Genomic DNA, 18,184 nt, shown 5'->3' on the forward strand with positions numbered 1-18,184 from the left:
GTCCGCTACGCGCGTGCAGCGGAGGTAAAACGGCTACTTCTTGGCGGCGGCCTTCTTGGCGGTCTTCTTGGCGGGGGATTTCTTGGCCGCCTTCTTCGCGGCCTTTTTCGCCGGTGCTTTCTTGGCGGAAGCCTTCTTCGCTGTCGACTTCTTGGCCGACCCGTCTGAGTCGCCGCCCTCGCGCCGCGCCTTGACGCTGGCCTCGAGCTTGGCCAGCAGATCCGAGACGTCCTCGGTCTCGTCAAGCTCCTGCGGCTGCTCCTCGGCGGTAAACGCTTCGCCGCCTTCGAGTTTCGCCTGGATCAGTTCGTGCAGCTGTTCCTGGTAGTCGTCGTGGTAGCGGTCCGGGTTGAAGTCGTCGGTCATCGAGTCGACCACCTGACCTGCCATCTTCAACTCGGCGGGCTTGATGTCGACTTCCTTGTCGAGGACCGGGAAGTCGGGATCCCGGATCTCGTCGGGCCACAGCAGGGTCTGGATCACCATCACGTCGCGCTTGGAGAAGTCCTGCACCCGCAGCGCCGCCAGCCGGGTCTTGTTGCGCAGCGCGAAATGCACGATCGCGACGCGGTCGGTCTCCTTGAGCGTCTTGGTCAGCAGGACATAGGACTTCGTCGACTTGCCCTCGGGCTCCAGGAAATAGCTCTTGTCGTACATCATCGGATCGATGTCGCTCGCGGGCACGAACTCCATCACGTCGATCTCCCGGCTGCGCTCCTCGGGCAGCGTCGCGATGTCCTCGTCGGTGATGATCACCGTCTGGCCGTCGTCGGATTCGTAAGCCCTGGCGATGTCGCGGTATTCGACGACCTCGCCGCACACCTCGCAGACCCGCTTGTAGCGGATGCGCCCGTTGTCCTTGGCATGGACCTGGCGGAACTTGACGTCGTGGTCCTCGGTGGCGCTGTACACCTTGACCGGGACGTTCACCAGGCCGAAGGCGATGGAGCCTTTCCAGATGGAACGCATTAGCCCAGTATGGCTGATTGGCGGGCGGCATCGCGGGTTTCGCGATCTGGCAAGTCGGCGCCGGGCCGGGCGACCGTCAGCGCCGACGACAGCGCCGCGGTCTGCACCGCGCCGGTCAGACTTTCGGTGCTGATGTGGGCCAGGTCCCGGCGCCGCTGGGCGCCCAGCAGGCCCAGTGACCACAACGCGTCGATCAGACCCGACATGAACGCGTCGCCTGCGCCGACCGTGTCCACCACGTCGACCTGCAGCGCAGGCACGTGCACGGCGCCCGCCGCGCACAGTGCGAACGCGCCTCGGTCGCCCATCGTCACCGCCACGATCGACGGGCCCAGCCCCAGCCACGTCTGCGCGAGTTGTTCGGGGCTGCGGTCCGGGTCGATCCAGCGCATGTCCTCGTCGCTGGCCTTGACCACGTCGCTGCGTTCGACGAGCCGGTCGATGCGCCCACGTGCGCCGTCGTCGTCGTCGACGAGCACCGCGCGCACGTTAGGGTCGAACGTCACGGTGGCCGCCGGGTGGTAGGTGTCCAGCAGCGCCGCGGCGGCGCGGCAACCCGGCTCCAGCACCGCGGCGATCGATCCGGTATGTGCGACAAGGGGCGGTGTCACTTCGGGTGTGCCGGTGAGCTGCCACTCGATGTCGAACACGTACTGCGCTGACCCGTCGGAGTCGAGGCTGGCTCGCGCGGTCGGCGTGCGCTGAGCGCTCATACTTCCTGAAACTAGCTGCACCCCAGAGTGTTTCACGTGATCGGCAATACGCCGACCGTGCGGGTCGTCGCCGATGTGGGTGAGGAAGTCGACGCCCCGGCCCAGCCTGGCCAGGCCGACGGCGACGTTGAGCGGGCTGCCGCCGACGTATTCGCCTGTGATGTGGCCGTCGCGCTCGACGACGTCGATCAACGCCTCGCCGATCACCAGGGCCCGCTGCGGGCTGCCCGGCTCGGTCATGGCGTGTCCTTTCCCAGCAGGTTCTCCAACGTCGCGCGCGCCCCGTCACGGTGCAGTGAGTCGAGTGCCCACAGATACGCCTCGACAAACCGCGGTTGGCGAGCCAGATCGCCGAAGACGGCCGTGTTTTCGATGAACGCGGTCGGATGCTCGCGCTGAGATTGCGCCAACGGCACCAAGATGTCGGCGAGCTGATCCTGCACATCGATGGGCTGCCCCTGCTCGTCGACACCTTCGGCGTAGCGGGCCCAGCTGGCCACCGTCGCCGCCGACAACCGGACCGGAGCGCCCGTCTCGAGGTTCTCGCGCACCACAGGCAGCAGCCACTTCGGGATCCGGTCCGAGGAGGCAAAGCACAGCCTGGCGATGGTGTCCTTGATGCCCGGGTTGGCGAACCGCTCGATGAGCGTCTGCTTGTAGTCGGGCAGGTCGATGCCCGGCACCGGCTGAAGCGTCGGGGTGGCCTCCAAATCCATGTACTCCAGCAGGAATCGGGCGAACAGCGGGTCGCTCGCGGCGTCGTCGACCAACCGGTATCCCGCTAAATAGCCGAAGTAGCAGAGGCTTTGGTGGCTCGCATTGAGCAGCCGTAGTTTCATCAGCTCGTAGGGCGTCACGTCGTCGACCAGAAGCACGCCGGCCTGTTCCAGCGGCGGTCGGCCTTCGGTGAAGTCGTCTTCGAGCACCCACGACGTGAACGGTTCGGCGACGACCGGCCAGCGGTCGTCGACGCCGAATTCCCGCGTGACCACCTCGATCACCTCCGGCGTGGTGACCGGCGTGATGCGGTCGACCATCGAGTTGGGAAACCGGGTGTGCGCGCCGATCCATTCTCCGAGGCCGGGTTGCCTGCGTTCGGCGTAGGTGGTGAACGCCTGGCGGGCGACGTCGCCGTTGCCCTCGATGTTGTCGCAGGACACGATCGTCGGCGATGCCACGCCGCGCTCGCGCCTGCGAGCCAATGCGTCGGCGACAAGCCCGAACACGTTCACCTCACCGCCGGCGTTGTCGATGTTGTACCCGCCCTCGGTGATGGTCAGCGAGATGATCCGGGTGCTCGGCGCCGCGAGCAGTTCGATTACCGCTTCGGGATCGTCGGGCGCATAGCGGTAGTCGACGATGGAGCCGATCACCCGGGCTTCGCTTGTGCCGTCGGGCTTTTCGAGCAGCAGGGTGTAGAGCCCGTCTTGTTCGGCCATCACGTCGGCCATCTTGCGGTCGGCGGGCATGACACCGACGCCGCAGATGCCCCAATCCTTGGCCAGACCCATCTCCAGCAGCCGGTCGACATAGGCGGCCTGGTGCGCGCGGTGAAAGCCGCCAACACCGAAATGCACGATGCCGACCCTGATTTCGTCGCGGCGATAGCTCGGCTTGTCCACGGAGAGCTCGGTCAACGTCGAGTTGTCCAACTTCATGACACCCTCACCACCGACTTGACGCTACCCGGCGTGCGGTCGGAGTCCAGGGCCTGCGCGGTTTCCTCCAGCGTGAAGTGGGCGGTGACCATCGAGTCGAGATCCACCTGGCCCGACTCGACAAGCGCGATCGCGGTCGGCCACGTGTTGGCGTACCGGAACACCCCGGTCAACATCAGCTCGCGGTTCTGGATCACCTGCACCGGCAGCTCCATCGTTTCGGCCCCCAGGCCCACCAGCACCACCCGGCCCGCCGGGCGCACCGCGCGGATCCCGTCGACCACCGCCGACTGCGCTCCCGAGGCATCGATGAACGCGTCGACGGGTTCTGCACCCAGCCGATCGACGGTCGGGTCGAGCACGGTCGTCGCCCCGAACCGGGTGGCCTGTTCGCGGCGCGCCGGGTCCAGGTCGGTGACGATGATCTCGGTGGCGCCGTAGGCCCTGGCGAGTTGGGTCACCACGATGCCGATCGGTCCGGCGCCCGCGATCAGCACCCGTGATCGGGCGTCGACGCCGGCCTTGCGGATCGCGGCGATGCCGACGGACAGCGGTTCGCACAGCGCGGCCGCGTCGTCGGACACCGAGCCCGGCACCGGGTGGGCGAACTCGGCGCCGATGGTCACGTAGTCGCATAGCGCCCCGTCGACCGGCGGCGTCGCATAGAAACGCATGTGCGGACACAGGTTGTAATCGCCCCGGCGGGTTTCCTCGGTCTCGGGATCGGGACGCTGCGGCTCGATCGACACCCGCTGCCCGATGCGCGACGGGTCGACCGACTCGCCGACGGCGACGATCGTGCCCGCCGCCTCATGGCCGAGCACCAGCGGCGCCTCGACGACGAAGCTGCCCACCCGGCCGTGCCGGTAGTAGTGCGTATCGGAGCCGCAGACCCCTACCGACGAGACGCGGACCAGGACGTCCCCGGGATCGGGAGTGGGTACCGGGCGTTCCTGGACGACGATGCGGCCGGGTTCGACGAGTACCGCGGCGCGCATGTGGGCATCCGGGGGAAGTGTTGTGTGCGTCACACTCCCATGCTAACCTCTTGAGCATCTACACGCACCCCTGAGCAGATGCTCACCGAGGGAGGGTCTGTGGCCGCATCGACGTCGAACGGCGAGGTCGCCGAGGCGGCGCCCGCGCCGAACCGCACGGCGAGCGCCGAGGACCTGCGGCTCGCGCTGCGCGCCGCGACGCTGTACTACCTCGACGGGTTGACGCAGGCCGAGATCGCCGCACGGCTCGGGGTGTCGCGGCCGACGGCGGGACGCCTGATCGCCCGGGCCAAAGCGCACGGCCTGGTGCGCATCGAGGTGGCCGTCCCCGCGGGCATGCGCGACGACCTGCACGCCGAGGAGGAACGCGAACTCGAGCAGCGCTTCGGTCTCACCGAAGCGGTTGTCACCGGCCACGGGGTCGACGTCGGCGCTCCCGGCAGGCATACGGCCTTCGCCAGCGTGGGCCGGGCCGCGGCGGCCCTTCTGGCGCGCCGACTCGCACCCGACGACGTGCTCGGGTTCACCTGGGGACCTGAGCAGGTCGCGGTGGCGACCGCGCTGACACCCGGGGCGGCGAAATGCCGTGCGGTGGTGCAGCTGAACGGTGCGACGTCGACGGCGGCCTACCAGACCGGCACCGAGTTCATCCTCAGCCGGTTTTCGGATGCGTTGCACGCTACCGCGATCCGGCTTCCCGCGCCGCTGTACGCCGATCCGTCGACGGTGGCGTCCATGCGCAGCGACTCGCTCATCTCGCGCACGTTGGACGCCGGCAGGCGCGCCGACCTGATGCTGTTCGGGGTGGGCGCGGTGTCCACGTCCACCACGCTGTTCGAAGGCAGTTTCCTCGACACCGGCATGCTCGACGAACTCGTCTCCCTCGGTGCGGTCGGTGAGATCGGCGGACGGTTCTTCGACGCGGACGGGGTGCCGGTCGACACCGAGTTGCAGCATCGCGCGGTGTCGGTTCCGCTGCCGGACGTCCGCGGTTGCCAGAAGACGATCCTGATCTCCAGTGGCGTCACGAAGTACCACGCCACCCTCGGCGCGTTGCGCGGGACGTTGGCCAGGCTGCTGGTTTGTGACATCGATTGTGCTCGTTGGCTATTGGCACAGTGAAAGGTGAAGAAATGGTGAAGGCGTTACGCAGATGGGCGGCATGTGCGGCCGCGGCGGCCCTGACGCTGACGGCCGGTTGTGCGGGTGCGGGAACGCTCGGCGCGACCGACCGCACGGTCACCATCGCGATGGTCTCCAACTCACAGATGACCGATGCGCGGTCGCTGGCCCGGCACTTCGAGGAGGCCAACCCCGACATCCAGTTGCGGTTCGTCACACTGTCGGAGAACCAGGCCCGGGCCAAGATCACCGCGTCGACCGCGATGGGCGGCGGTGAGTTCGACGTCGTGATGATCAGCAACTACGAGACCCCGCAGTGGGCCGAAAACGGCTGGCTGACCAACCTTTCCGACTACATCGCCAACACCCCCGGATACGACCAGGACGACTTCATCCCGTCGCTGCGCGAGTCGCTGTCCTATGAGGGCGACATGTACTCGGTGCCGTTCTACGGTGAGTCGTCGTTTCTGATGTACCGCAAGGACCTGTTCGAACAGGCCGGTATCGAGATGCCGCACAACCCGACCTGGCAGCAGGTCGCCGATGCCGCGGCCAAACTCGACGGTCCCGACATGGTCGGCATCTGCCTGCGCGGCAAGCCCGGCTGGGGCGAGGTGCTCGCACCGCTGGACACGGTGATCAACACGTTCGGCGGACGCTGGTACGACATGGAATGGAACGCTGCGCTCGACAGCCCCGAGGCCACCGAGGCCGTGAAGTTCTACGTCGACCTGGTGCGCGAACACGGTGAGCCGGGTGCGGCGACAAGCGGGTTCGGTGAGTGCGCAACGCAGTTCGCGCAGGGGCGGGCCGCCATGTGGTACGACGCCACGTCTGCGGTGTCGGTGCTCGAAGATCCCAAGGAGTCCAACGTGGTGGGCAAGGTCGGCTACGCCTTGGCGCCGATGGTGGAGAAACCCAACCCGGGCTGGTTGTACGCCTGGTCGCTGGGCATCCCCACCTCCAGTGACAAGAAGGACGACGCATGGAAGTTCATCGCGTGGATGACCGACAAGAACTACATCAAGCTCGTCGGTGAGGAACTCGGCTGGGCCCGGGTGCCACCCGGTAATCGGCTGTCGACCTATCAGATCCCGCAATACCAGGAGGTGTCGGCGGCCTTCGGTGCGGTGACGCTCGAATCGATCGAGAGCGCCAACCCGCGCAAACCGACCGTGCAACCGGTGCCCTACACCGGAATTCAGTTCCTCGCGATCCCGGAGTTCCAGGATCTGGGCACCAGGGTCAGCCAGCAGATCAGCGCCGCCATCGCCGGCCAGAAGTCGGTCGAGGAAGCGCTCAAACAATCCCAGGATTATGCCGAGGTCGTCGGCCGCACCTATCAGGAGAAGTCATGACAACGCTTGAGCGGGAGCCGCACACCGATTCCGGGCAGGGCGCGCGCATCAAGAAGAAGCAGGACCCCGGGGTGAGCCGGGCGGAAGGCTGGCGCAGGCGCGGGCCGCTGCTGCCTGCGCTGATCTTCACGATCGTCGTCACGCAGATCCCGTTCCTGTTCACGCTGTACTACTCCACGCTGTCGTGGAACCTGGTGCGGCCGGGCTCGCGTAAGTTCGTCGGGCTGCAGAACTACGTGGATGTGGTGCAGGACAGTGTCTTCTGGCAAGCGGCGGTCAACACGGTGGTGATCATCGTGGCCACGGTGCTGATCTCGGTGGTGCTGGGGTTGGTGCTGGCGCTGCTGCTGGACCGGGCGTTCCTGGGCCGCGGGGTGGTGCGGACCCTGTTGATCACCCCGTTCCTCGTGACACCCGTTGCCGGAGCGCTGATGTGGAAGACCGCGATGCTCGACCCGGTGTTCGGCATCGTGAACTGGCTGCTGTCTCCGTTCGGCGTCGAGGGCGTCGACTGGGTCAGCAGGTTCCCGCTGAGTTCGGTGATCCTCGCGCTGGTCTGGCAGTGGACGCCGTTCATGATGCTGCTGATCCTCGCCGGGCTTCAGTCGATGCCGCGCGACATCCTGGAGGCCGGCCGGGTCGACGGTGCGGGTTCGTTTCAACTGTTCCGAGAGCTGACGCTTCCACACCTACGTCGGTTCATCGAACTCGGTGCGGTGCTCGGCGCGATCTACTTGGTCAACACCTTCGACCAGATCTACATGATGACGCAGGGCGGTCCGGGCACGGCGAGCGCGAACCTGCCGTTCTACATCTACGAACGCGCGTTCCTCGGATTCGACATCGGCCAGGCCGCAGCGATGGGCGTCGTCGTCGTGGTGTTCACCATCGTGATCGCCAGCTTCGCGCTGCGAATGATCTTCAAGACGTTCACCGGTAAGGAAGAGGCAGCACGATGAGCACTACCGAGACACGTACCCCGGTCAAGCCGAAAGTCAAGCGCCGCAGGTTCCAACCGTGGGGCGCGGTGGCCTGGATCGTCGGGCTGGGCTTCTTCTTCCCGGTGTTCTGGATGGTGCTGACCGCGTTCAAACAAGAGGTCGACGCCTACACCACGACACCGAAGGTCTTCTTCGTACCGACGCTGGACCAGTTCAAGGCGGTGTTCGACCAGGGGGTGGGCACGGCTCTGCTGAATTCCGCGTTCGCCACCGGGGTGTCCACCGTCCTGGTGCTGCTGCTGGGGGTGCCCGCCGCGTTCGCGTTGTCGCTGCGGCCGGTGCGCAAGACCCAGGATGTGTTGTTCTTCTTCATCAGCACCAAGATGCTTCCGGTCGTGGCGGTGATCATCCCGCTGTATGTGATCGTGTCGAATATCGGTCTGCTGGACAACATCTGGGCGTTGATCGTGTTGTACACAGCGATGAATTTGCCGATCGCGGTGTGGATGATGCGGTCGTTCTTCCTCGAGGTTCCCGGCGAGCTACTGGAAGCGGCCAGCCTCGACGGCGCCAGCACATGGCGTTCGGTGCGCGAGGTGATCCTGCCGCTGGTGTCGCCTGGCATCGCGGCAACGGCGTTGATCTGCGTGATCTTTGCGTGGAACGAGTTCTTCTTCGCGGTGAACCTGACGGCCGTGCAGGCGCAGACCATGCCGGTGTTCATGGTCGGGTTCATCGCGGGTCAGGGCCTGTACTGGGCCAAGCTGTGCGCGGCGGCGACGATGGCCGCGCTGCCGGTAGTTCTCGCGGGCTGGATCGCGCAGAACAAGCTGGTTCGTGGGCTCTCCTTCGGCGCCATCAAATAGAAAGGCACATCCCATGGCGACAATCACGTATCGCAACGCCTCCTGCATCTACGAGGGCTCCGACAAGCTCGCCGTCGACTCGTTGAACCTCGACATCACCGACGGCGAGTTCGTCGTGCTGGTCGGGCCGTCGGGTTCGGGCAAGAGCACCGCGCTGCGGATGCTCGCCGGCCTCGAGGACATCGACGAGGGCAGCATCGAGATCGGTGGGCGTGACATGGTCGGCGTGCCGTCCAAGGACCGCGACATCGCGATGGTGTTCCAGAACTATGCGCTGTACCCGAACAAGACCGTCGCGGAGAACATGGGTTTCGCGTTGAAGCTGCGCGGGGTGTCCTCCGCCGAGCGTCGCCGCAAGGTCGAGGAAGCCGCCAAAGTGCTTGACCTGGTGGAGTTCTTGGACCGCAAACCGGCCAAGCTGTCCGGCGGTCAGCGCCAACGCGTGGCGATGGGCCGGGCCATCGTGCGTGAGCCCCAGGTGTTCTGCATGGACGAGCCGTTGTCCAACCTCGACGCCAAGCTGCGGGTGCAGACCCGCACCCAGATCGCCGCGCTGCAGCGCAGGCTGGGTACCACCACGGTGTACGTCACCCACGACCAGGTGGAGGCGATGACGATGGGTGACCGGGTGGCCGTGCTGCGCGACGGCAAGCTGCAGCAGTTCGCCTCACCCAACGAGTTGTACGACAACCCCGCCAACGCGTTCGTGGCCGGGTTCATCGGCTCACCGGCGATGAACCTCGTGACGCTGCCGATCACGTCCGGCGGAGTACGGGTCGGCGAGGATTCGACTTTGGAGCTCGAGCGCGACCAGCTGACGCGGCTGGCCGACGCCGGCCTGACCGAAGTCACCATCGGTATCCGGCCCGAGCAGCTCGAGATCGCCGACAGCGGCGGCGTGGAGGTCGTCGTCGACCTGGTCGAGGACCTCGGCAGCGAGGCATACGTGTACACCCATGCCAGCTCCGGCTCCGGTGTGGAGTTGGTGGCCCGCTCGTCGCCGCGTACCGCACCGAAGCTGGCCGACACCGTGCGGTTACGCAAGCGCTCGGACGCCGGCGTGCACCTGTTCCACCCGAAGACGGGTGAACGCATCGGCTAGGGCCGACAACGGAATATAAGAGAAATCTTAGAAATTCGTCGCGACTTCCTTAGAATTCGAACGTATGTTCGAGTCATGGGTGCGGAAGCGGTACAGGCCACGGTTGCCTCGCTTCGTGCGGCCTATGACGAGTTGGCCGCGTTGTCGATCGACGCGCTCAGTGCGCCGGAGTTGATGGCGGCGCTCGACGACCTCGAAGCCCTCGCCTGCCAGCTGCCGGCTCAGAGCCATCGGATGTTGGCGCGTTTGCAAGCCGAGACCACCGCGAAGGAAATGGGTGCGAAGTCCTGGCGTGACGTGCTGGCGATCCGGTGGCGCATTTCGACCAGTGAGGCCGGCCGCCGACTCGACGAGGCAGCATTGTTGGGCCCGCGTCGCACCCTGACCGGTGAACCGCTCGATGCCCTATTGCCCTGCACCGCGGTTGCCCAAGCGCACGGGGCGGTCAATCGCGAGCATGTCAAGGTCGTGCGCGAGGCGATGGACCGCATCCCGCCCGCGGTGGACTCCCTGACCCGCGCGCAGATCGAAATCGATCTGGTCCGCACCGCGATCGGTGTGGGTCCCAAGGAATTGAAGGACCACGCCGAGCGCATCCTGTTCCTTCTTGACCAGGATGGTCCCGAACCCGACGAGCGTGAACGTGCTCGGCGTCGCGGCGTGTCGAAGGGACCCCAGGGATCGGACAAGATGACCCCGCTGCGGGCCAACCTGACTCCGGAAGCCTGGGCGATATACGAGGCGATCTTCGCCAAGTGGGCCGCGCCGGGGATGTGCAATCCCGCCGACGACAATCCCTGCGTTTCGGGTACGCCGTCACAGGCCCAGATCGATAACGACCACCGCAGTCTGGCGCAGCGCCAGCACGACGCGCTGGTCGCGGTCGGGCGCAGCGTGTTGGAAAGCGGTGAGCTTGGCCAGCACAACGGGATACCGACCTCGATCATCATCCGCACCACACTGCAGGATTTGGAGAGCCGGGCTGGAGTCGGCGTCACCGGTGGAGGGACCGTCGTTCCCATCAGCGACGTGATTCGGTTGGCTGCACACGCCAACCACTACCTGGCGGTGTTCGACAAGGCCACCGGCTCGGCGCTGGACCTGTTTCGCGCTCGGCGCGTGGCTTCGCCGGCCCAGCGGATCATGCTCATCGCCCGTGACGGCGGCTGCACCAAGCCGGGCTGCACCGTGCCCGCCTACGGCAGCCAAGTCCATCACGCGGCTCGCGACTGGGCTGACGACGGACAAACTAACGTCGACGAACTCGGTTTGGCGTGTGGGCCCGACAACCGCATGGTCGGCCCCGGCGGCTGGCAAACACGGATCAACGAAGACAACGACGTCGAGTGGCTCCCGCCCCCACACCTGGACACCGGGCAAGCCCGCGTCAACGACTACCATCGTCCCGAGCGTCTCCACCGACTACCCGACGACGAACCCGAAGAAGTCGTCGATAAACGGAACCCGAACGGCAACAACGAAAGTCGAGCAGGCCCGGAACCCGACGCGGCGTGACAACTGTCGCGATCCGTCGACGTCGCGAATTAATCGGCGCCGACGACTGCCGGGTTGGCCGGGTCCAGACCGCTGGGCAAATCCGGGTCCAGGCCGGTGCCCTCATGGGTGACGGTCTGGTGCGCCATGGGCCTGCAGTTGCTGTCGATCGGCGTCTGGTCACCCGAACAGTAGGGCACCAAATCCTGCGGATCCGCGGCCGCATGCGGGGCGCCGATCAGCGCGGCCGCCGCGATCAGGCACGCTGCCAGGATTCTCGGCACTGGTCCACGGTAGCAGCGGGTATACGTTCCTACTGTGGATCGTTTCGGTCGGGTGAAGCTCACCAACCCTGACAAGGTGCTGTACCCCGCGACGGGTACGACCAAAGCGGAGGTGTTCGACTACTACCTGCGCATCGCCGAGGTGATGATCCCGCACATCGCCGGACGGCCCGTCACCCGCAAGCGCTGGCCCAACGGTGTCCGCGAGTCGTCGTTCTTCGAAAAGCAACTCGCGTCGTCGGCTCCGGAGTGGCTGGAACGCGGCACGATCGTGCACAAGTCCGGCACCACCACGTATCCGGTTATCGACACCGTCGAGGGTGTCGCGTGGTTGGCGCAGCAGGCCTCGTTGGAGGTGCACGTCCCGCAGTGGCGGTTCGTGGCCAGCAAGCCGGGGCCGGCGACCCGGATCGTTTTCGACCTGGACCCCGGCGAGGGCGTCACGATGAAGCAGCTGTGCCAGGTGGCCTCGGCGGTACGGGATTTGATGAGCGACATCGGGTTGATGACCTATCCGCTCACCAGCGGCAGCAAGGGGCTGCATCTGTACGCGCCGCTGCAGGAACCGGTCAGCTCGCAGGGTGCGGTCGTGTTGGCCAAACGCGTTGCGCAGCAACTGGAAACCATGATGCCAAAGCTGGTCACCGCGACGATGACCAAGAGCCTGCGCACCGGAAAGGTGTTCCTGGACTGGAGCCAGAACAACGCGTCCAAGACGACGATCGCGCCGTATTCGCTTCGCGGACGCGAGCAGCCGACCGTCGCCGCCCCGCGCACCTGGGACGAGATCGAAGACCCCAAGCTGCGCCACCTCACCTTCGAGGAGGTGCTGGCCCGCGCCGAAGAGATGGGCGACCTGCTCGAAGAACTCGACGTCGCGGTGCCCATCGCGGACCGGCTGACCACTTACCGCAGCATGCGCGACCCGTCGAAAACCCCGGAGCCGGTACCCAAGACGCCGCCGAAGACGGGAAACAACGACAAGTTCGTCATCCAGGAACACCACGCCCGCCGGTTGCACTACGACCTGCGTCTGGAACGCGACGGCGTGCTGGTGAGCTGGGCGGTGCCCAAGAACCTGCCGGACACCCCGTCGGTCAACCATCTGGCGGTGCACACCGAGGACCACCCGCTGGAATACCTGACCTTCCACGGTGAAATCCCCAAGGGCGAGTACGGCGGCGGCAAGATGATCATCTGGGACAGCGGTACCTATGAGGCCGAGAAGTTCAACGATGTGCCTCCCGACAGTGCGAAAGACGGCGGTGAGGTCATCATCAACCTGCGGGGCGACAAAATCGACGGTCGCTACGCGCTGATCCAGACCGACGGCAAGAACTGGCTCGCGCACCGGATGAAGGAGCAGAAGCACCCGCACGCAGGCGATCTCGCGCCGATGCTGTCCAAGGAGGGGTCGGTCGCACGGCTCAAGGCCGGCCAGTGGGCGTTCGAGGGCAAGTGGGACGGCTACCGCGTGATCGTCGACGCCGACCAGGGCCGCCTCACCGTGCGGTCTCGGCGCGGCCGCGACGTCACCGGCGAGTTCCCCCAATTCGAGTCGCTAGCAGCCGATCTCGCCGAGCACCATGTGATCCTCGACGGTGAGGCGGTCGCGCTCGACGAGTCCGGGGTGCCGAGCTTCTCTGAGATGCAGAACCGGGCGCGTTCCACCCGGGTGGAGTTCTGGGCGTTCGACATCCTGCATCTCGACGGACGGTCGCTGTTGCGCGCCAAGTACTCCGACCGCCGCAAGATACTCGAAGCCCTGGCCGAGGGCGGCGGGCTGATCGTTCCGGATACGTTGCCCGGTGACGGCCCCGAGGCGCTGGAACAGGCCCGCAAGAAGCGGTGGGAGGGGGTGGTCGCGAAGAAACGCGACTCGACGTACCAGCCGGGCAGGCGGTCCTCGTCGTGGATCAAGGACAAACTCTGGAACACACAGGAAGTCGTGATCGGCGGATGGCGTCAGGGGGAGGGCGGGCGCTCGAGCGGGATCGGTTCGCTGATGCTCGGGATTCCCGCCAAAGGTGGTCTGAAGTTTGTCGGCCGCGTCGGAACAGGCTTCACCGACAAGGCGCTCACCGAACTGAAGAAGACGCTGAAGCCATTGGAGACCGACGAGAGCCCGTTCAACGACCGGCTTCCCCGCCAGGATGCCAAGGGCGTCACGTTCGTGCGTCCCGAACTGGTCGGCGAGGTGCGCTACAGCGAACGAACGTCGGATAACCGTCTGCGCCAGCCTAGTTGGCGCGGGCTGCGGCCCGACAAGGAACCCGACGAGGTCGGCTGGGAGTGATGGGTCATTCGCCGCGCTCGCAGGCAGTCTGAAACCCGAGCCGGACGCCCCTATCACCGCAGGCGACAACACCGACATCGCGGTCAACCTCGGCAACCTCAGCCTGGTCGTCGGCGCCGACGCCGCCACCGGCGCCGAACGCGACCACATCAGGCACGCCCTGCTCGGGGCCGACGTCACCGTCGTCGATGGGCAGACCCGGCCCGCTTCGGCGCTGAGACCATGAAGGACGTCGCCGGATACGACGCCAAACGGCTCTACATCGGCGCACGGGGCGCTTTCGGCGCGCTGATCACGCTCATCTTCAAGATCGGGGTGCGGGTCTCGTGACAGCACGGCCGCGATAAGTGTCAACTCCCTGAGCTGAGGGTAAAGGACCCTGTCGGGAACGTAACGCCACGCAAGGGATGACTATGCACAACATCAGCGGAAAAAACGCAGCCCTCGGTCTGCTCATGTCAAGCGTGGTCGGCGGGCTGGCCGCGACCACCATCGCGCTACCGACGGCGGCCGCGCAACCGCAATGCACCGCGGCCGGGCTGAGCACCGCGCTCGGCACGGTGTCCACCGCGACAGGCGACTACCTGGCGAGCCACTCCGGGGCAAACGACGTCGTCACCAACGCCGGCGCGATGCCACCCGGTGAAGGCGAGAACGCGATACGCGCCTACTTCGTGGCCCATCCGCAGGAGTGGGCCGATCTGCAGGCGATCGCGGCGCCACTGCGCACGTTGCGCCAACAGTGCAATGTCGACGTGGCACCCGCACAGATCGCCCGACTGTTCGATGCGATGGCGTCCTAGGGTCATCGCCGATCACATGCAAACTGAATAGATCATCACGACGGAGTGACCATGGGTTGAGCACACACGCCCCGGGGTACGTCACCTTGAAGAATGAGGTGATCGCATCAGCACTACTTCTTGTCACGTGCACCGACCGGAACGAAGTCGGGTCGAGATAACCGACGCTGCGGACGCCGAGGAATACCTCCAGGGCGTGTACGCAGCGCGCCTTCGGCTGCGTCACCGACAGGATGGGCCGCGCGAGGGCCCGCTGCTGACGCACTCGCGAATCGCCGTGGGGCCCTTCGCGATCGACGAGGTCGTCTCGGACGGCCACTTGGCGGCCGCACCGGATCCGCTCAACAGAGTTGTGGTGGTGTGGACGACCCGCGGCTGGTTCGACACCGACTGCGACGGTCTGACCGGCGAGGCCTCGGCCGGAGACATCGCGGTGACGTCTCAGCCCGACCTGCCGCACCGCGCCACATCGCAGGATCTTGCGACCACGACGGTGCTGCTGGACCCGGCGGTGGTGGCCGGGGTGGCGACGGGCCTGCCAAGCAGCCATGCTCCCCTTCCCGTCCGGTTCTCCAGCTTCGCCCCGGTGGACTTGGCGGCCGCGCAGCTGTGGAAGAACACCGTCGACTATGTGAGACAAAATGTTCTGGCCGACGACCGTCTCGCCACACCGCTCGTGATCGGTCAAGCCGGCCGGTTGCTGGCCGCGGTCACCCTGTCGACGTTCCCGAACTCGGCGGCCGGCCAGTCCTCGGGCCATGACTACACCGACCACAAGCCGGTGCTGCTCCGTCGCGCCATGGACTTCATGGAGGCCAACGCCACCAGGGACATCGGGCTGGCCGACGTCGCGGAGGCCGTGCATGTCACCCCCAGGGCAGTGCAGTACATGTTCCGCAGACACCTGGAAATCACGCCCTTGCAGTATCTGCGCAGGCTACGTCTGCACTATGCCCGTCAGGAACTGTTGGGCGCCGACGGGACGTACGACACGGTCACCGAGATCGCGGCCCGCTGGGGCTTCGCGCACACCGGCAGATTCGCGGTGCTGTACCGCCAGACGTATGGAGAGAGCCCGCACTTCACGCTGCGAGGAACTAAGCGAACGCGTGCCGGCGACGACCTTCGCGTCGCAGGTGGCCGCTCGGGCCGGCGTGAGCGCTAACCTCTACAGCTTCGCGATGACCTTCTCCGCGAAGGATTCCAGGTGGCGGATCTTTGTGTCCAGCGGCTCGGTGTCCTGGCCCATGATGTAGGGAAGGCGGAAGCCGACGATCACATCGGTGACCCCTTTGTCCTCGAGGCGTTTGATCCCGTCCAGGGTGAAGGCATCAGCCGAGATGACATGGATTTCGAAGGGGCCGGTGCGGCCCTGTTCGTCGCGAAGCTGGTTGAGCCGCTTGATGAGCCGATCGAGTTCCTCGGCATCGCCGCCACCGTGCATCCACCCGTCGCAGCGGGCCGCGCGCCGCAGCGCGGCCTCGGCGTGCCCGCCGACCAGGATGGGGATCGGCTTGGTCGGCGCAGGCGTCATCTTGGTCTTGGGAATGTCGTAGAACTCGCCGTGGAACTCGAAGTACTCACCGGTGGTCAAGCCCTTGATGATTTCGATGCACTCGTCCATGCGCTTGCCGCGCTTGGCGAACGGCACCCCCATCAGTTCGTAGTCCTCGGGCCACGGGCTGGTGCCGACACCGAGCCCCAGCCGGTTGTCGAAAAGCGCGGCCAGTGACCCGGCCTGCTTGGCCACCAGCGCGGGTGGGCGGATCGGCAGCTTGAGGACGAAGAAGTTGAACCGCAGCGTCGTGGTGACCGCGCACAGCGCCCCGGCGAGCACGAACGCCTCGATGAACGCCTTGCCGTCGAGGAACTCTCGGTTGCCATCGGGGGTGTAGGGATACGTGGAATCCGACTCGAACGGATAGGCGATGCTGTCGGCGATCGTCATCGCGTGATAGCCCGCCGCGTCAGCGGCTTTGGCCAGCGGAAGGTAGTACGTCGGATCCGTCATTGCCTCGGCATAGGTGAAGCGCACCCCGCCATCCTAGAACGTGTTCTAGTTTCGGGTTTAGGGTTTGGCCCGATGGGAACGTTGGGGCCATGAGCGTCGTATCGAAGGCCGTGTACATGCCGCTGCAACTTGCCATCAGCGTGGCCGGCGGTCTGCTGGCGGGCAAGGTCTTCACCGAGATCTGGCAGCGGGTCAGCCCGTCGGACACCGAACCGCCGGACCCCAAGGACCTCGAACGCTCCGGCCGTCAGGCGATCGCGGCCGCGGCGCTGCACGGGCTGGTGTTCGGTTTGGTGCGCGCGGCGGTGGACCGCGCCGGCGCGCACGGGTACCGCGCCATCGCCAACGAGAGCCCGCAGTAGCCGGTCAGTCGACGGCGGCCATTGCAAACGGCGGGGCGCCGACCCCGGCGACGCAATGGGTGCCCCACGGCGTCACCTCGGTCAGGTGGCCTTCCGACACGCGGTCGCCGATCGACACCGACACCGGCTGCGGCAGCCGCAGCGCGATGTCGGATGCCCAGTCGAAAACCATTCCGCGCCAGTGGTATCGGCCGTCGATCGGATCGAGGTGACCGGTCAGCCTGACCCGCACCGAATGGTCTACGTCGTCGACGCGGATGGCCGCCGGGCCGTCGTACACGGGGTTCAACGGGGCAGGAACCCGGTGCGGCGCCACATCCGGCGGGCGAGCGGCCCCAGCAGGCCGACCTCGTCGAGAAAGGCCGCCAGCGGGGCGAAGCCGCTGATCTGGGTGTCGCGTCGGTGCGGGCTGTTGCGCGCCATGCGTCGGGCCGCGCGGGCATCCAGCCCGACCCGGCGATACTGCACGCGGTTGGTGAACAGATGACGAAAGAAGTATCCGCCGAGCCCGTTGATGTTGGCCACGAAGAACTTAGGAATCCGGCGCATGCGCGGGGTGCGCTTGCGCAGCCCGTCGCGGGCGAACTGGATGTGCCGCGCCTCCTCGGTGACGTGAATGCGCATGAGCCGCTGCACCATCGGTTGAAGTTCGGGGTCGTCCATCATCTGGCGTTGCAGCGAATCGAAGATCTCTTCGCCGATCAGCGCGGCCACCCAGAGCAGCGACCCCTGGAAGGCGAAGGGTAAAGCGTTGATGATGATGCGTTGATACCGCTTGGGCCGCACCGGCTTTGCGCCGACCCGCTCGATCGCCTTGCCGAACATGATCATGTGCCGGGTCTCGTCACCGAGCTCGGTCAGTTCGTAGTGCGTGGCGCGGGCGGTGGGATCCTGGTGCATCATCTTGCGCAGCAAGGCCTGGTTGAGGATGTTCTCGAACCAGATGCCCGCCGACAGCGTATTGACGAGCTCCTGGCGGGACAGCTCGATGCGTTGCTCGCGGGACATGCTCTGCCACAACGGTGTTCCGTACAACGAGACGGTCCTGGGAGGTAGGAAGAATTTGTCGGGGTCCAGTGGGGCGTCCCAGTCGATGTCGACGATCGGCGCGTAGGACTTCTTGACCGAGCCTTTGAGCAGGCGTTCGGAGAATTCCTCGCGCGTCGGGTTGAGGGTCGAGCCGGTCATCGGTGCCTCCCTTCGATGA

At 66.1% G+C, this 18,184-nt stretch carries 16 protein-coding genes and 1 pseudogene; 10 read left to right on the forward strand and 7 right to left on the reverse strand.

Annotation, left to right across the window (positions count from 1 at the left end; translation table 11 throughout):
• Positions 1-33: 33 nt before the first annotated feature.
• Genes ku through K3U96_RS04755 form a run of 4 tightly spaced genes read right to left on the reverse strand, consistent with a single transcriptional unit; the run spans position 34 to position 4,338 of the window.
• Positions 34-969, reverse strand: coding sequence for a non-homologous end joining protein Ku (gene ku / locus K3U96_RS04740; protein WP_220692231.1), 936 nt, complete (start codon positions 967-969; stop codon positions 34-36).
• Positions 969-1,922 carry a carbohydrate kinase family protein gene (locus K3U96_RS04745; protein WP_220692232.1) on the reverse strand — a complete coding sequence of 318 codons (954 nt, stop codon included), beginning with the start codon at positions 1,920-1,922 and terminating at the stop codon, positions 969-971. Before K3U96_RS04745 ends, ku begins: the two co-directional genes overlap by 1 nt.
• A complete protein-coding gene (locus tag K3U96_RS04750; RefSeq protein ID WP_220692233.1) occupies positions 1,919-3,340 on the reverse strand; it encodes a mannitol dehydrogenase family protein in 1,422 nt (473 codons plus the stop codon). Before K3U96_RS04750 ends, K3U96_RS04745 begins: the two co-directional genes overlap by 4 nt.
• On the reverse strand, positions 3,337-4,338 hold the full coding sequence (locus tag K3U96_RS04755) for an NAD(P)-dependent alcohol dehydrogenase (RefSeq protein WP_069404123.1): 1,002 nt from the start codon (positions 4,336-4,338) through the stop codon (positions 3,337-3,339). The genes K3U96_RS04750 and K3U96_RS04755 overlap by 4 nt, the downstream gene beginning before the upstream one ends.
• 78 nt (positions 4,339-4,416) lie before the next feature.
• On the opposite strand from K3U96_RS04755, the gene K3U96_RS04760 reads away from it, so the two are divergent.
• From K3U96_RS04760 to K3U96_RS04785, 6 genes are all read left to right on the forward strand, one after another.
• Positions 4,417-5,460: a sugar-binding transcriptional regulator gene (locus K3U96_RS04760; RefSeq protein WP_220692234.1), complete on the forward strand. Its 1,044-nt coding sequence runs from the start codon at positions 4,417-4,419 to the stop codon at positions 5,458-5,460.
• Between the two features lie 11 nt (positions 5,461-5,471).
• Entirely contained in the window at positions 5,472-6,818 is a 1,347-nt protein-coding gene (locus tag K3U96_RS04765) for an ABC transporter substrate-binding protein (RefSeq protein ID WP_205870953.1), read from the forward strand.
• Positions 6,815-7,777 carry a carbohydrate ABC transporter permease gene (locus K3U96_RS04770; protein ID WP_220692235.1) on the forward strand — a complete coding sequence of 321 codons (963 nt, stop codon included), beginning with the start codon at positions 6,815-6,817 and terminating at the stop codon, positions 7,775-7,777. The genes K3U96_RS04765 and K3U96_RS04770 overlap by 4 nt, the downstream gene beginning before the upstream one ends.
• Positions 7,774-8,625 (forward strand): carbohydrate ABC transporter permease, encoded by an 852-nt coding sequence (locus tag K3U96_RS04775; protein WP_220692236.1) that lies wholly within the window; start codon positions 7,774-7,776, stop codon positions 8,623-8,625. Before K3U96_RS04770 ends, K3U96_RS04775 begins: the two co-directional genes overlap by 4 nt.
• 13 nt (positions 8,626-8,638) lie before the next feature.
• Complete coding sequence (locus K3U96_RS04780) at positions 8,639-9,727, forward strand: ABC transporter ATP-binding protein (RefSeq protein WP_220692237.1); 1,089 nt, start codon at positions 8,639-8,641, stop codon at positions 9,725-9,727.
• Between the two features lie 75 nt (positions 9,728-9,802).
• Positions 9,803-11,242, forward strand: a complete 1,440-nt coding sequence (locus K3U96_RS04785) for an HNH endonuclease signature motif containing protein (protein ID WP_220692238.1) — start codon at positions 9,803-9,805, stop codon at positions 11,240-11,242.
• Between the two features lie 29 nt (positions 11,243-11,271).
• On the opposite strand, the gene K3U96_RS04790 is transcribed toward K3U96_RS04785, so the two are convergent.
• The gene (locus tag K3U96_RS04790; RefSeq protein WP_220692239.1) at positions 11,272-11,505 is read right to left on the reverse strand and encodes a hypothetical protein; all 234 of its coding nucleotides are present in this window, start codon (positions 11,503-11,505) and stop codon (positions 11,272-11,274) included.
• A 34-nt stretch (positions 11,506-11,539) separates the two neighbouring features.
• On the opposite strand from K3U96_RS04790, the gene K3U96_RS04795 reads away from it, so the two are divergent.
• The 3 genes from K3U96_RS04795 to K3U96_RS04810 all read left to right on the forward strand — a co-directional run bounded on the left by K3U96_RS04795 (position 11,540) and on the right by K3U96_RS04810 (position 15,769).
• Positions 11,540-13,801, forward strand: a complete 2,262-nt coding sequence (locus tag K3U96_RS04795; RefSeq protein WP_220692240.1) for an ATP-dependent DNA ligase — start codon at positions 11,540-11,542, stop codon at positions 13,799-13,801.
• A 455-nt stretch (positions 13,802-14,256) separates the two neighbouring features.
• Positions 14,257-14,604, forward strand: coding sequence for a heme-binding protein (locus K3U96_RS04805; RefSeq protein WP_230982366.1), 348 nt, complete (start codon positions 14,257-14,259; stop codon positions 14,602-14,604).
• 196 nt (positions 14,605-14,800) lie between these two features.
• Positions 14,801-15,769, forward strand: a complete 969-nt coding sequence (locus K3U96_RS04810; protein WP_230982367.1) for a helix-turn-helix transcriptional regulator — start codon at positions 14,801-14,803, stop codon at positions 15,767-15,769.
• A gap of 3 nt (positions 15,770-15,772) precedes the next feature.
• On the opposite strand, the gene K3U96_RS04815 is transcribed toward K3U96_RS04810, so the two are convergent.
• A complete protein-coding gene (locus tag K3U96_RS04815; protein ID WP_069404115.1) occupies positions 15,773-16,639 on the reverse strand; it encodes an LLM class flavin-dependent oxidoreductase in 867 nt (288 codons plus the stop codon).
• Positions 16,640-16,704: 65 nt separating this feature from the next.
• On the opposite strand from K3U96_RS04815, the gene K3U96_RS04820 reads away from it, so the two are divergent.
• Positions 16,705-16,977, forward strand: a complete 273-nt coding sequence (locus K3U96_RS04820; RefSeq protein WP_220692241.1) for a DUF4235 domain-containing protein — start codon at positions 16,705-16,707, stop codon at positions 16,975-16,977.
• Positions 16,978-16,981: 4 nt separating this feature from the next.
• On the opposite strand, the pseudogene K3U96_RS04830 reads toward K3U96_RS04820, so the two are convergent.
• Positions 16,982-18,165: pseudogene (locus K3U96_RS04830) on the reverse strand (diiron oxygenase).
• Positions 18,166-18,184 lie beyond the last annotated feature (19 nt).

It is taken from the genome of Mycolicibacterium holsaticum DSM 44478 = JCM 12374, assembly GCF_019645835.1.
GTDB classification, from domain to species: Bacteria; Actinomycetota; Actinomycetes; order Mycobacteriales; family Mycobacteriaceae; genus Mycobacterium; species Mycobacterium holsaticum.